The sequence below is a fragment of the Pseudomonas sp. SJZ079 genome, assembly GCF_007993865.1.
Lineage (GTDB): Bacteria > Pseudomonadota > Gammaproteobacteria > Pseudomonadales > Pseudomonadaceae > Aquipseudomonas.
The window spans coordinates 138,150-151,092 of sequence record NZ_VIUH01000011.1; the positions used below are offsets into that span (position 1 = coordinate 138,150).

Below are 12,943 nucleotides of genomic sequence, written 5' to 3' on the forward strand. Positions count from 1 at the left end.
GAGGATGGGGTTCAGTAGCGTTGCACTATTCTTAGGCCGTTTGGTCTTCGTTACCGGCCTCACCTTTCCACTCATAGCACCTCATGAGAAAAACATGGGGCTGCTCACAGCTTACGCACTGCTTGATAGCCCCATGCTCGGGTAAATCAAGACTGCTTTCGTTACCACACGCTTTGCACACAAAGGTGCAAAGCGTGTGGGACCTAATTTCGAATTGTTCGTTATCGACTCTTTTGACAGCGTACTTCGCTTCGCACTTTTGATTGTAGCATTCGACAATGCTGCCACTGTCTATCTGGCTTTTACTTACGTATACCGGATGCCTACAAAACTTACACTCTACATTGTTGATGCTATTGACGCTCACGACTATGGTTGCTTCTGCCACTCGCTTAATTTCCTCTAGCACATCACTGATCATCGCATGTGTGAGCGGCTGTAGAGTGTCATGCTCCTTCAGCGATGGAGTGTGGAGGTATTTTCCGACTTTGTTATATAGGGTGTTAAGTCGTTTGGCAGAGAACATTCGGTACTCACCGAGATGAATCCAATCCCCTGCTGGTGTGCCATCAGCGTTGTTTTGTCGAATATCTATAGTGTTGTCTTGGTCGGCTCTGGGCTCAAAGCTGAGTAGGAGCTTCAATGCCTTTTGCGGCTGCCATGTTCTATAAACTGCTGGAGGGATTTTGTCTTTAAGCTGCGCGAGCTTTTGATAGACGATTTTCTCTAAGCTGAGTCTTAGCTCAAGGCATGCGTATCGGAGGGAGACTTGGTCACCAGCGTCCATTAGCTTCTCAGCTCTCTCCAAGAACTCACCGACAGCATAAACGCCCATACGCCTTTCCCTCTGATTGAACGCTATCCCAAAGTCGAAAAGCATACACGGTGTCTCAGCTCTCTGCTTCTGGCGGTATCCCGCATCATCAGAGGGAAAACAGATCCTTGAGTTCGAGCGCGGCACCTGATGGGGCTTTCAGCACTTTCCACACCCTCCTATCACTCAGCCCGTAAGCCCTGGCCAGCTCCGCTACGACGGTATTGGCACTGACACCCTCGCGCACGGCCTGCTCGAACTGGCGGTGAATCTCCAGATCCCGCAGCCGACGCAGCGCGGCGGCGCAGCGCGGGATATAGATTTTCTCGCCGCCGAGGTGGCTAGTCAGCCGTTGCGCCGCCTCCTCACCGAGGATGTCGCTCAGGGCGGCGACGCGGATCTGGCCGTTGCGGTTGGCGCCCTTGGCAAACTCCCAGGTGGTGCCGCCCAGCTCCTGCACCAGACGCAGGGCGCTGGGCAAGCCGACCACACGGGCGATCTCGCGTACGTGCGCGGGCAACGGCAGCTGCTCCTGCAGCGCCTGCAGCTGCTCAATGTCCTTGGGCTTCACTGTGTCGGCCTCCCGTGGCGCTTCGCATCGTAGGCCAGGGCGGCCACTAGGCGGCGCAGCTGGTCGCCGTCGAGCCATTCCACCCGCTCGACCTTGAACATGCGCAGGGCCATGGCATCCGCATAGGCCCAGGGGCGACGGGCTTCGGCCAGGAAGGCCTCGATCTTGCCGACCTGCGCCTGGCGCTCCGCTGCCGGCTTGGCCACCTTGCGGCCGGCTTTTTTCGCCGACTTCGGTTGCCAGCCCAAGCGCTCAAACTCGGCCAGCACGGCGCCGACTTGGCGTGGGTTTAGCTCCTTGGCCGAGCGCACGCCGGTAATGCGGGCCAGCAGCGCGCGGTAGGTGTCGTCATCAAGGCCGAGCTGCTGCTTGGCGATGTGGATTTTGGCGAGGCTACTCATTGCTGTTTTTGCTCATCTTGGCTGCTCATCAGTACCAGGCAACCACGCCTGGCAGACCGTCGCCCCTTGCGGGGCTAGGTTTCGCTTAGTGAATGGTCTGGCTTGGCGGCTGGCGCCTGCAGGCGGGTAGCTCATTGAGCTTCGCTTCGGCCGCTGCTATATCGAATAGGCTCTGCGACATGCGCACAGCGGCGGTCTGCTTCAGCGCGCCAAGCAGGTTGGTGGGGGCTGAGCCCATGTCCATGGACAGGGTGACGCTGTCTTGCTGGTCTTCCAGGGTGATGACGATCTTGGCCATGGGCTCTCCTAGCGCTGCCGCTTGAATTGAATGTGGAAGTCGCGCGCCAGCTGGCGGGCCTGCTTTTCGCCGATGCCCACTGCTTGCGCCGCCTGTTTGGGGGAGGCGCCCAGGGCCGCCTGGACGATCAACCTGGCGGCGAGTTGCTCGCCGGACAGCAGCTCGACCGGCTCGGCCTCTAACGCCTGCTTGGCCTGGGCAGTGATGCTGGACGGTTGGAACAGGGGCGCGTAGACCGGTGACTTGCTGGCGTCGATGACGAAGCTGTATTTGTCCTTCATCTGATAGCCGATCTGTTCGATCTGCCCGCCCTCGGCGAGGAAAGCCAGAGTCGCCTGCTCAAGGCGCTGGCGCTCGGCATCAAGGCCGGGCGAGCGGATCGGCAGCGGGTCGCGGTTGGTGTCGTGATAGCGCTGCATACTCATACCCCCGCAATATCCAGGCTGATCGCCTGGTACTGGTCGGTGTCGCGCACCCGCTCATAGACACGGATGTAGGACTTGGAGCCGACCACCTGGCAGGCTTCGCCAATGGCCGTCATCGCCCGCTGCCAGCGTTCGTCAGCGATCTCCAGGCGGCGCAGGGCCAGCACGCGGGCGGTGCGGATCTCGCCCTTGGTGTCGGCGCGGAAGGCGTCATTGACCAGGGTCACCACTTCCGGCCTGGCGCCTTGCGTCCACTCGCGCAGGCATTCGTCGATCAGCGAGCGCGCGGCCTGCAAGCGCTCGTCCAGGGCGATGCTTTCCTGCACGGCGAGCTGGATCTTGTAACGGCCGTCGAAGCTCAGCAGGGTGACGTTGCCCTTTTTGCCACCAACCTTGGCGCCGTATTGCTCGAAGCTCAGCTCGATGAAGGCCTTGATGTCGCCGAAAGCGGCGGTCTTGAAGTCGGTCAGCTTGCTGCTCAGCGCGCTGGCGCGGTCGACCAGCTGATTGACCAGGTGGTCGCGCTCGATGTCGATGGGTTTGATCATGCTTTCAGGGATCAAACGACCCTGACCGTCTTGCCGGAAGCCGGCGGGGATTTGCGGTTGTGCATTCATGCGGGTGTCCTCAATGAAAAGTCAGGTCAATGCCGGCGTAATCGGCTGGGCGGTTGTGGCTGATCGGTTCGCGCCATTCCAGGGTCACGCCCTCGAACGTCACGGTGTAACGAGTGCTGCCGGCAGTGGCGTGGCGCTGGTAGCCCTCGGTCAGGCGTTTGTGTTGCAGGCGCTGGCCGTCTTGCGGGCTAACCTCCAGGAGGTTTTCCGCCGGGGCGATCCGTAGCAGGCGGATGCCCATGCTCTGCAGCGTGCGGGCGGCCTGGTTGAACACCCGCAGGCGTTCGCCAAATTGTGGGGTCAACACTTTCAGGGGGCGTTCAATGGAGCCTTGCATGGTGCTTCTCCTGGGCGTTGCAGCTGGGGTTGAAGGCGCAGTGCTGGCAGGCTTTCCAGTGCTGCATGGCGTTGGGGTTGTGGGTGGGGGCTGGCTTTTCGCGATAGCTTTGGCATTGCTCGACGTTGATCTCTTCGCCGAGTGCCACGCATTCGAGGCGGCCCAGGGCGTCCATTACCCGGCGCTCGACACCTGCCGTGCTGGGCGATGGGTAGCGGTTGGCGAGTACCAGGCTGACGGTGCTGCGGCTCATGCCGATGCGCTTGCCGGTTGCGGTGATGTTGCTACGCGCCACTTCGGCGCCCAGCAGCTGGACGAACAGTGGCGGCTGCTCGCCCCAGGCCTGCAGATGCGCGGCGCTCATGCCTCCACCTCCGGGGCTTGGCGGTACACGACTGCGTCCAGGTTCGGGTCGAACACCTGGCCGATGCGCTGGATCATCGGCGGGCGCGGGCCGGTGTATTTGCCTGGTGCAAGCCGGTAGCGTGCCGGACGCCCAGGCTTGCCCTTGCGGACAACCTGTACATAGCCAGCTAGGTTCAGCCACTTGAGGTAAGAGCGTGCGGTCATGAGGGTAGTGGGCGCCGCAATCGAGGCCTGCGCGGCCAGTTGCTCGGCATCCAGCTCGCCGAGAATACGCAGGGTGCGCCACATGGCCTCGGTGCCTTTGCCGGCGGTGCTGGGTCTGCCGTCACGGGTGACCGCCGGGGCCTCGGCCCCGACATCCTTGAGCAGACGTAGGGTCTGCTCCTCGAAGCGCTCACCGCTGACCACCTGTAGATACTCGGCGCGAACCAGAGACTGCAGGTAGCTGCGCACCGTGGCGTCGTGAGTGTTGGCTTGGCGTGCAACCGAGTAGGCAGTGAAGCCTTGGGCGTTGGCGCGGATGGCTTCCCAGATGCGTTGGCGGTTACTTTTGCCGCCCTGCATTTCCAGGTGAATCTTTTTCCGCCCTTGGGCCATCAGGCAGCCCTCCGCGCAGGGGCTTCGCCAGTGAACCAGCCGCGCTTGCCCCACTGCGCCAGGTCGATGCTATCCAGGCACAGGGCCTGGGCTTCGCTGTGTACCCGGTACAGGTTGACCGCTACCCGGCGCAGGCAGCCGCGCACCTGGTGGCGCAGGTTGTCCAGCAGATCATCGGCGATGTGCAGGTCCGGGTAGCTGGCGGCGGCCAGTTGCTGCATGTCGGCCAGGGTGGCGGGCTGCGCCGGCACCCACTCCAACACCCGATTGTGCAGGCGCTCCAGCTTGGCCAGGCTGGCCGGCACACGCTCTTCGCCGATCAATACGATGGTGCCCTGGCTGGCGTTGTAGATGTCGGTCAGGATGTTGGCCACGGCCTTGTCGAGCAGGTACTGCACATCGTCGATCAGCAGCGGGCGGCCGCTGCGGCTGAGCTGTTCGGCCACTTGGTCGACCATTTCCGACAGGGTGCGCTGCGGCGCGATGCCCATCTCACGCAGGATGGCGAGCAGGAAAGCCTTCTTACTCCAGGTGTCGCGGCACTCGACGTAGTAGGCGCGGTGCTGGTTGGCAGCCCAGGCGGCGGCCACGCTTTTGCCCATGCCGCTGGGGCCGTACTTCACCACCAGGCCGGGCAAGCCTTGCGGGCGCATCATGGCGCGCTCGATGGCACTGGCCAGCAGGCCGACGTTAGTCAAAGGTACGATCTTGGTTACGCTCATTGGTATAGCTCCCTTGGTCAAGCGCGGGCCTGTTCGTCCGCGAATTCAAACATGCGCTGGATGGATGCGAAGTCCGGGTGGTTGGGGTAGCGCCCGTGCCACCTGGCTTCGTCTTCGGTGAGTGCTTCGCCACCGGTCTGGCGGCTGTCGAGTTGCTGCCACAGGCGGTAGCGGGCCATGGCGTCGCCCGGCACCACGAACGCCTCGGCTTCTGCGGCCATCAGCTGGACGGCGTACTGTTGGGCGCTGATGAGCTGGGCCGGCTCCAGGCTGGCGCTGGGTGCCGAAGTCGGCGCGATCATTTCCACGCGGGTACCGGTCAGCGTCTCGATCTTGTCGATGCCGCGCTTGATCTGGCCCTGGGCACGCTTCTCGCGGGCCTGCTCGACCCGGTTGAGCGGCATGTAGTCGCTGGCGTTGCCATCGAGTAGGGCTTCGCCCAGCAGCTCGCCGTCGAGGGTGCGCACCCACACTCGCGAGGCGTCGCGTACGTCGTAGGCCACTCGTACTTGTTCGCCCTGGTAATCGCGCAGCGCGTCGAGGAAATAGCGGTTGTTATCCCAGGCGACCTCGCCCCGATGGGTTTTGCGGATCACCTGTGGGCGCATCAGGTCGCTCACCAGCTCGGGTGGCGCGATCATTGGCTCCCAGCCTTGGGCGCGGGCGGCGTCCCAGGCTTCGTTGGGGCTCATGTGGCACATGCGACCGGTCTGCGGATCGCGCATCTTGGCCAGGCCACGGTGCGGGCGGTTGTTGTAGTCCTCAATCTCGACTTCCGCTGCGGCCATGAACTCGGCGAAGGTCGGCAGCAGGCGGGTGGTGCCGGTGTCGCGCAGCTGCTGGCGGCTGATGCGGTGCACTTTGGTGCCGGCGTGTTTATCCATGTCGGCGCCGATAAAGCTGGTCAGCTTCTTCGCGGCACGCACCCACAAGCTCTGGTGGCTGCGCTCGACCAGGCCACGGGCCTGGCTGTTATAGGGCAAGGCGTGGGTCATTTCCCCGCCCAGGCGGTCGACCACTTCGCGCACCGTGTCGTTGGCAAAGCCTGAGCCGTTGTCCACATAGAACATGGCGAACATGCCGCCGCGCTCGATGGCATCGCGCAGGGCGAACATCACGTCGATGGTGTTCTCCGCCTCACCGATGGACACGCCCAGCACCCGGCGCGTGGTCACGTCGAGAACGGTGGTGATCTCCGGTCGGTACGGCTTGCCGGTGTGCGGGTTGATCACCTCGGCGTCGAACTTGTGGCCGTCGGCGGTATACACGTCGCCCGGCAACAGATTTTTGGTGGTGCGGCGGCGGAACGGCTGGAAGGCTTTCAGCTCTTGTGGGCTGTAGCGGCCTTGCTCGCGGGCTTCCACGCTTAGCTTATTAAGGAAGCGGCGTACCTGGTGAATGCTCGGCCGCTCGCCCTGGCACTTGGCGGCGAACTCGGCATAGCTGGCCTCGACGCTGGGTTTGGTCGGCCGCTGGAAGCAGCGCAGGAAGTCCTTGGCCCAGCTCGGCACGGCCATGTCTTTCTGTCGGCGGGCCGGCGCCAGGCCGATTTCGCCCTGCTTGCGATAGTCGGCCAACCAACGTTTGAGGGTGCGTTCAGAAAGGCTGCGATCTTCGGTCTTGCGGTCGTTGGCGCGGATCACCCGGTCACTCAGGTAGGGGCTCAGGTCGCCGCTTTTGGCCAGACCGACCAGGGTCATGATCGCCCGCTGCTGGCTGGTCACCTGGCTCATTCGCTCGATTTCGCGGACGAAGGCCAACCGCGCAGTCATCACCGAGCGTTGCTCATCGGTCAGGCGTGACGCGGAAACGGCGTCACGCTCAGCAATAACTGGCAAGGGCGCGGCGACAGGTTCTGGTTGCGCGTTGGCTACCGAGGCGGCAATCAGGGCAGCTTGGGTTTCCTTGGGCAGCACGGCGAAGGCGTACTCGATGGCTTTGCTGCCAAGGCGGCGCTGGCCTTCCCAGCCTTCGCGGTCGGCAGTCTTGCGCACGCCTTGGACGGTGCCGGGCATACCAGACACGCCAGCCAACTCCTGGGCGGTGTACCAGTTACGCATGGTTGCCTCCCGCCGCGCGCGCCAAGTCGTGGCGAGCACGCTTTAGCTTCAACGCATAGATAAAGAGGGCTTGCCATTCATGCTCACTGAGCTGAGCCGTTTGGATGTACTCGCGAAACGCCGCCTCAGGGTTGCGTTCGGCTACTTCGATTTGCGGGATGGCCCGTATCGCTGCATTTACCTGCGGAGCTTTCATTGCTGTTCTCCCATCAGTCGTTTCAGCTCTCGCGCTCTGCGGCTGGCGTCTGATGCCACGCGCTCCAGTCGACCCAGTTCGGCATCCAGCGCTTCGCGGCCATAGGCCACACGCCCGCCGCGCAGGTTCACTTGCCAGTCGGTCAGCACATGGCTGGCGCACACCTCTTCCAGCAGCGCGGCTCTATATAGAGGTAGGTTGTGGTCGGCGCGGGCTGGGCTGGCCCAGGCGTCGAGCATGTGTTTGCTCACGTCATCGCCAGACAGGCGCGACATGCGCGCGGCGATTTCGTAGCGATCCAACTCAGAGCCCTTGAGCATTTCGCCCACCAGTTCACTGACCTGGACGGCATAGTTGCCGCAGCCCGGTACGGCTAAAACAGGTTGGGGGACTTCGAAGATGTCTAGCGTGCGGTCGTCCTTTCCGTGACGCATGTCTAGGCCTCCTTGCCGCTTATACGGTGCGGAACAGGACAGTAACGGCTATCCTTCGCGGACCCGGTACAGTGATATTGCATCGAGTGTTCGGCCCGATTTGGCCGCTGACGCATGGGGGTACCGTCGTTATTCCAACGCTCCGGCCATAGCATCTCGGGTGTGGTTCCGAGTGCAGCGGCAATGGCGCGCTCAACGCGAGGGTAAGAGCGCTCTTTGGTGGCGCGGATAGCCCGGTCGGTTATCCCGAGTTGGCGGGCTAGGTTGGCAGCGGAGCTACCCCGGACGCGCAACTGGTATTTGATCCACTCCCAGCGGCGAGCCGGATCGTGAGGTACGTCTTTAACGTTCATCGCAACAACCATCTTGGCGGGTGGTTTTTTTAGGCTGTCTAACGGCCTGTTGCGGATAAACATATCCCAAAAACGGGAATGCGAAAACCGTATTTGAGAGTTTCCATTCCTGTTTTCGGTTTGATTTGCCCGAAAAGTAGATCGAGAGCTTTAAAATCAATGACTTACGGCGAAAAGAAACAACGCACTCAATCCGAAAAAGAAGTTTCCTTTCCGTATTCGGGAATAGAAACTCGAATCGCTGCGGTTGCTGACCTGTACGAGTCTCGAAAACAGGCCGCCGGTGCGGCAGGAGTGGCCCTTTCTTCCCTGCAGCGCTGGATTGCGGGTGAGGGCATGCCAGCCTTCGACTCAGTGGCAATGCTTGCGACCGGTAAGGGTGTGGCGCTGGACTGGATAGCCACGGGGGCGGGAGAGATGTTTCTTGCCTCGCAGAGCAACTCCGAACCTGTCGCACCTGAGGACGACAAATATGTCTACGTCCCGCTCTACGATGCCCGTTGCAGCGCCGGCAGCGGCTCCTGGAACGAGGGAGCCAAGATCTGGACCCAGCTGGCGTTCACTCGCTACTCGCTGCAGCGCAAGGGCCTGATCCCGGAAAGCCTGTCAGCCATCCAGGTCAGCGGCGACTCCATGGTTCCATTGCTGGACGACAGTGACACCGTCCTAATCGACCACAAGCGCAACAGCCTGGAGGGCGAAGGTATCTACGTCATCCACCTGGATGACCACCTGTACGCCAAACGCCTCCAGCGCCAGTTCGACGGCTCGCTGAGCATCATCAGCGAGAATAAGGCTTACCAGACCATGGCCGTGCCCAAGGAGCGCCTAGATGAACTGCAGATCATCGGCCGGGTCGTGTGGGCAGGCGGCTGGATGGTTTAAGGAAAGGGGAAAGTTATGGCAGCGAGCAACGAGTGGACCGAATGGCATCTGACTCCAAGAGGCTGGGAGCGCGGTACAGAGAAAGAGGACTTCCGTAAGATTGAGCGCGACCCGCCTGCCGACCGAGTGCTTTCTTCCAAATACGGGCAGTACTTGTCCTCCATTTACTCAAAGCTTGAAGAGTCCAACCCGATCACATGGCGCGGTGCAGACTCGGCGTTAATCGATGCACTGCTCAGCAAGTTCGGCCCGCCGCCGGACCACCTCTGATTGCTGTGCCATATGTCTCGTTAAATTGGGCTAACCTGGTTCGCGCGCACCTATTTGCGTTTCGCAGGGCTTTGGCACTGGTTAACGCATGCGCCTGTCACCAAGACCCGCGCCGGCCGGGCCTTTCCGAACTCTTCCGGCATCATCCAGGCTCTTCCGGCATCCTTCCGGCCCGGTGCCAAACCTAGAACCTCCCCACATATAGATAGAGTGGTATTGCGGCATCGGTGTAACCGTCCGGTCAGCACCCACTCCTGACTGCCATCTAAATCAGCAAAGATAGTGTCCACCATTTTTTAGTGGACACTATCTTGGATACAACCGCCCCCGTCCGCCGAACAGGCCGACGCCCCAACTTCCCACGTGAGTTCAAACGCAAGGTCGTTGAGGCCAGCTTCCAGCCTGGCGCTTCCGTGTCGTTGATCGCTCGCGAGCATGACGTCAATGCCAACTTGGTGTTTCGCTGGCGGCACCAGTATCAGGAGGGGGCCTTCGGCCCGGTTAATCACAGTGCAACGTTTTTACCTGTCCAGATGATCGAGTCGTCGACGGATGTCCCGCAAGCCGCTCAGCCTCTGCTTGAGTTTCATTCCGAGCTGGTTGTAGAAGTGGGTAAAGCCACGCTACGCATCACTGGCACGCCTGACCTGCAGACGATGCAACTCGTCTTGCAGCAGTTACTGCGGTGATTGCCCCGCCCGCTGGAACCCGTATCTGGATCGCCGCCGGCGTCACGGACATGCGCCGCGGCTTCGATGGGTTGGCGGCGTTGGTACAGACTCAGCTGGAAGCCGACCCCTTCTCGGGTCAGATCTTCGCCTTTCGCGGACGGCGCGGTGACCGTATCAAGCTATTGTGGTGGGACGGCGACGGTTTGTGCCTGTTTTGCAAACGGTTGGAACAAGGACGCTTCGTCTGGCCGCAAGCAACCAGCGGCAGCGTGTCACTGACGGCTGCGCAGTTGTCGATGCTGCTGGAGGGCATTGATTGGCGCAGGCCAATTCGTACAGCACCCGTCCTCGCGGTCTGACTTGCCGCGCTGAAAAAATCCCAAGTAAGATTCGGTCATGACGCTCGCGACCGACTCCCTGCCTAACGATCTTCAATCCTTGAAGGCTCTAGTCTCTGCCCAGCGGGCAGAGATTGAGCGCTTAAAGATGATGATTGCCAAGCTGCGTCGTACGCAGTTCGGCCGCAGCTCCGAGCAACTGGAAGCGATGATCGACCAGCTCCAGTTGAGCCTTGAAGAACTGCAAGTCAGCCAAGCCGAAATGACACCTCCAGTCGAGCCGGCACCTCGCGCAGTTTCGCGCCGTAAACCATTGCCCGAACACCTGCCTCGCGAAACCCGCGTTCATCAGCCCGAGTCGCAGTGCACTGGTTGCGGTGGGACACTTCGCCATTTAGGTGAGGATGTGTCCGAAGTGCTGGAGTACGTTCCGGCACGCTTCAAAGTCATTCGCCATGTCCGTCCGAAGTGGGTTTGCCGCTGCTGCGAGCACATCGCTCAGGTGCCGGCACCGAGTCGCCCAATAGCCCGAGGCCTTGCCGGCGCGGGTTTACTGGCCCATGTGCTGGTCTCGAAGTTTGTCGATCATTTGCCGTTGTACCGACAGTCCGAGATCTACGCCCGTGAGGGCGTGGATCTGGAGCGCTCAACCCTGGCCGACTGGGTCGGCCAGAGCAGCCGGTTGCTCCGACCGCTGATCAACGCCCTCGGGCACCACGTCATGAGCGGTCATAAAGTCCATGCCGACGACACGCCGATTGGCGTGCTCGCGCCAGGCAACGGCAAGACCAAAACGGCTCGCCTGTGGACGTACGTGCGCGATGATCGACCTGCGGGTGACTCGACACCGGCCGCGGTATGGTTTGCCTACTCGCCGGATCGCAAGGGGCAACATCCCCGTGTTCATCTCAAGAGTTTCAGCGGGATCTTGCAGGCTGACGGCTATGCCGGTTTTGCTCAGTTGTATGCCACGGGTGCTATTGCGGAAGCCGCGTGCTGGGCTCACGCCCGCCGCAAATTTTACGATGTCTACACAGACCAGGCTTCGCCACTTGCCGGCGAGGTGTTGCAACGGATTGCGGCCCTGTATGCCATCGAGAGCGAGATTCGAGGGCAGCCGCCCGACCAACGAAAAGCGGTTCGACAAAGCCAGGCCAGTCCGCTGCTGGAACAACTGCACGCATGGCTTAACCAGACGCAGACTCAAGTATCGAAAAAATCGGCATTGGGCGGTGCGATCCTCCATGCCCTCAATCGGTGGCAGGCGCTGACGCGCTACTGCGATGATGGTCGGATCGAAATCGACAACAATGCCGCCGAACGCGCATTGCGCGCCGTCGCATTGGGTCGCAAAAATTACCTGTTTGCCGGATCCGATGCGGGAGGAGAACGAGCGGCGGCGATCTACAGCCTGGTGGGTACTGCCAAGCTAAACGGGTTAAATCCGCAGGTCTATCTGACCTACGTGCTTGAGCACATCGCCGAACATCCAGTTAACCGGGTGGGCGAACTGCTGCCCTAGAATATTTCCTTGAACCACACTGACCACTGCGAGGCCGCCTGATCCATGGTTAAAACTGTCAGCCTACCCAAACCTGCACCTGATCTCTTGCTGTTGTACATTGAGCTGAAGTGGATCACACCGACGATCTGGCGTCGTTTCGTAGTCCCTGAAAACATTACTTTGGGCAAGCTGCATCATGTGATTCAGGTCGTGATGGGCTGGAGCGACAGTCATCTGCATGAGTTTGAAATAGCAGGTGAAAAATACGGGATTCCCGATTCTGATGGCTGGGGGCCGCCGGTGAATCCAGAAGCTCGCAAGACATTGGTCAAAGCGCTGTTCGGTAAAAAGACGTTTGACTATCTCTACGACTTTGGTGACAGCTGGAATCACCGAATCAAAGTCGAGAAAAGGCTACCTGCCATCACAGCCCCTCAACTGCCGTATTGCATTGAAGGTGCCAATGCTTGCCCGCCGGAAGACGTAGGTGGGGTGCCGGGTTACGAAGGTTTTCTAGAGGCCATGGCAGACCCCAAGCATCCAGAGCACGACGACATGGTGGGTTGGTACGGTGAAATCTTTGAGCCGGCGGCATTTGATTGCGAGCGCGTGAATCAGTGGTTTAAGGATCAAGGTTTGAGTTGCAAGACGGTGTAGCTCGGACGCTTACGCATCGGTTGCCAGTTCCGCGTATGGGTGGCTGAGTCGCTGGGCTCTGTGACACTGTTTCCATGGCTCAGGTAGTCCTGCAGTACACCGGCGTGATTTATGATGTCTTGCTCTCTCTTCAGTCATGCCTGTTTTTTTTGATTGGATGCTGCTTGGGAATTACTGCCTAGCTTCTGTGTGACGCAGCCCAGGCCGTCGAGCGCTACTATAAAGGGTAAGTGCATAAGGTAGGTGCGCCGCATGGTTATCAGGCAAGCAAGAAAGCCTTTGCGCGTATTTCGCTAAAAGCCGAATAGGCTGCGAAATAACAGTTGACGTCAAATCTGCTGGGCCTATAATGCGCACCACTTCCGGCGCAGACCTCTCGGAAAACCTCTTGTAAAACAAGAAGTTAGCTTAAAAAGAGGGGTTGCAA

General features: G+C 60.6%; 20 protein-coding genes and 1 other RNA gene. 6 read left to right on the forward strand and 15 right to left on the reverse strand.

The genetic code is table 11. The annotated features are described in order from the left end of the window. Positions 1–31: 31 nt before the first annotated feature. The 15 genes from FBY03_RS12310 to FBY03_RS12380 all read right to left on the reverse strand — a co-directional run bounded on the left by FBY03_RS12310 (position 32) and on the right by FBY03_RS12380 (position 8,254). Positions 32–835 (reverse strand): hypothetical protein, encoded by an 804-nt coding sequence (locus FBY03_RS12310; RefSeq protein WP_147172632.1) that lies wholly within the window; start codon positions 833–835, stop codon positions 32–34. 88 nt (positions 836–923) lie between these two features. After that, positions 924–1,385, reverse strand: a complete 462-nt coding sequence (locus FBY03_RS12315) for a Mor transcription activator family protein (protein WP_256677925.1) — start codon at positions 1,383–1,385, stop codon at positions 924–926. Further along, positions 1,382–1,786: a gp16 family protein gene (locus FBY03_RS12320; RefSeq protein ID WP_147172636.1), complete on the reverse strand. Its 405-nt coding sequence runs from the start codon at positions 1,784–1,786 to the stop codon at positions 1,382–1,384. The genes FBY03_RS12315 and FBY03_RS12320 overlap by 4 nt, the downstream gene beginning before the upstream one ends. A gap of 15 nt (positions 1,787–1,801) precedes the next feature. Next, positions 1,802–1,873: hammerhead ribozyme type II (locus FBY03_RS12325), an RNA gene on the reverse strand. Next, positions 1,872–2,084 carry a hypothetical protein gene (locus tag FBY03_RS12330; RefSeq protein WP_147172638.1) on the reverse strand — a complete coding sequence of 71 codons (213 nt, stop codon included), beginning with the start codon at positions 2,082–2,084 and terminating at the stop codon, positions 1,872–1,874. Before FBY03_RS12330 ends, FBY03_RS12325 begins: the two co-directional genes overlap by 2 nt. An 8-nt stretch (positions 2,085–2,092) precedes the next feature. Continuing rightward, positions 2,093–2,509, reverse strand: coding sequence for a hypothetical protein (locus FBY03_RS12335; protein ID WP_178090654.1), 417 nt, complete (start codon positions 2,507–2,509; stop codon positions 2,093–2,095). Further along, complete coding sequence (locus tag FBY03_RS12340) at positions 2,506–3,126, reverse strand: DUF3164 family protein (protein ID WP_147172640.1); 621 nt, start codon at positions 3,124–3,126, stop codon at positions 2,506–2,508. Before FBY03_RS12340 ends, FBY03_RS12335 begins: the two co-directional genes overlap by 4 nt. Positions 3,127–3,136: 10 nt before the next feature. After that, positions 3,137–3,463 (reverse strand): hypothetical protein, encoded by a 327-nt coding sequence (locus FBY03_RS12345; protein WP_147172642.1) that lies wholly within the window; start codon positions 3,461–3,463, stop codon positions 3,137–3,139. Beyond that, complete coding sequence (locus FBY03_RS12350) at positions 3,447–3,827, reverse strand: hypothetical protein (protein WP_147172644.1); 381 nt, start codon at positions 3,825–3,827, stop codon at positions 3,447–3,449. The genes FBY03_RS12345 and FBY03_RS12350 overlap by 17 nt, the downstream gene beginning before the upstream one ends. Next, the gene (locus FBY03_RS12355; RefSeq protein WP_147172645.1) at positions 3,824–4,426 is read right to left on the reverse strand and encodes a hypothetical protein; all 603 of its coding nucleotides are present in this window, start codon (positions 4,424–4,426) and stop codon (positions 3,824–3,826) included. Before FBY03_RS12355 ends, FBY03_RS12350 begins: the two co-directional genes overlap by 4 nt. Then, entirely contained in the window at positions 4,426–5,148 is a 723-nt protein-coding gene (locus FBY03_RS12360) for an AAA family ATPase (protein ID WP_147172647.1), read from the reverse strand. Before FBY03_RS12360 ends, FBY03_RS12355 begins: the two co-directional genes overlap by 1 nt. A 17-nt stretch (positions 5,149–5,165) precedes the next feature. Further along, the gene (locus tag FBY03_RS12365; RefSeq protein WP_147172648.1) at positions 5,166–7,208 is read right to left on the reverse strand and encodes a Mu transposase C-terminal domain-containing protein; all 2,043 of its coding nucleotides are present in this window, start codon (positions 7,206–7,208) and stop codon (positions 5,166–5,168) included. Next, on the reverse strand, positions 7,201–7,404 hold the full coding sequence (locus FBY03_RS12370; protein ID WP_147172650.1) for a hypothetical protein: 204 nt from the start codon (positions 7,402–7,404) through the stop codon (positions 7,201–7,203). Before FBY03_RS12370 ends, FBY03_RS12365 begins: the two co-directional genes overlap by 8 nt. Beyond that, complete coding sequence (locus tag FBY03_RS12375) at positions 7,401–7,838, reverse strand: hypothetical protein (protein ID WP_147172651.1); 438 nt, start codon at positions 7,836–7,838, stop codon at positions 7,401–7,403. Before FBY03_RS12375 ends, FBY03_RS12370 begins: the two co-directional genes overlap by 4 nt. Before the next feature lie 2 nt (positions 7,839–7,840). Further along, the gene (locus FBY03_RS12380) at positions 7,841–8,254 is read right to left on the reverse strand and encodes a helix-turn-helix domain-containing protein (protein WP_306102479.1); all 414 of its coding nucleotides are present in this window, start codon (positions 8,252–8,254) and stop codon (positions 7,841–7,843) included. A 231-nt stretch (positions 8,255–8,485) separates the two neighbouring features. Between FBY03_RS12380 and FBY03_RS12385 the strand changes: the two genes are divergently transcribed. The 6 genes from FBY03_RS12385 (at position 8,486) to FBY03_RS12410 (ending at position 12,516) form a co-directional block, all read left to right on the forward strand. Further along, positions 8,486–9,076: a S24 family peptidase gene (locus FBY03_RS12385; protein ID WP_371920771.1), complete on the forward strand. Its 591-nt coding sequence runs from the start codon at positions 8,486–8,488 to the stop codon at positions 9,074–9,076. Positions 9,077–9,091: 15 nt separating this feature from the next. Further along, complete coding sequence (locus tag FBY03_RS12390) at positions 9,092–9,346, forward strand: hypothetical protein (protein WP_147172657.1); 255 nt, start codon at positions 9,092–9,094, stop codon at positions 9,344–9,346. Between the two features lie 311 nt (positions 9,347–9,657). Next, on the forward strand, positions 9,658–10,035 hold the full coding sequence (locus tag FBY03_RS12395; RefSeq protein ID WP_218570779.1) for a transposase: 378 nt from the start codon (positions 9,658–9,660) through the stop codon (positions 10,033–10,035). Then, entirely contained in the window at positions 10,032–10,376 is a 345-nt protein-coding gene (gene tnpB / locus FBY03_RS12400; RefSeq protein ID WP_020723502.1) for an IS66 family insertion sequence element accessory protein TnpB, read from the forward strand. The genes FBY03_RS12395 and tnpB overlap by 4 nt, the downstream gene beginning before the upstream one ends. 37 nt (positions 10,377–10,413) lie before the next feature. Beyond that, positions 10,414–11,877 (forward strand): IS66 family transposase, encoded by a 1,464-nt coding sequence (locus FBY03_RS12405; protein WP_147172660.1) that lies wholly within the window; start codon positions 10,414–10,416, stop codon positions 11,875–11,877. A gap of 45 nt (positions 11,878–11,922) precedes the next feature. After that, entirely contained in the window at positions 11,923–12,516 is a 594-nt protein-coding gene (locus FBY03_RS12410; RefSeq protein WP_147172662.1) for a plasmid pRiA4b ORF-3 family protein, read from the forward strand. Positions 12,517–12,943: the final 427 nt, after the last annotated feature.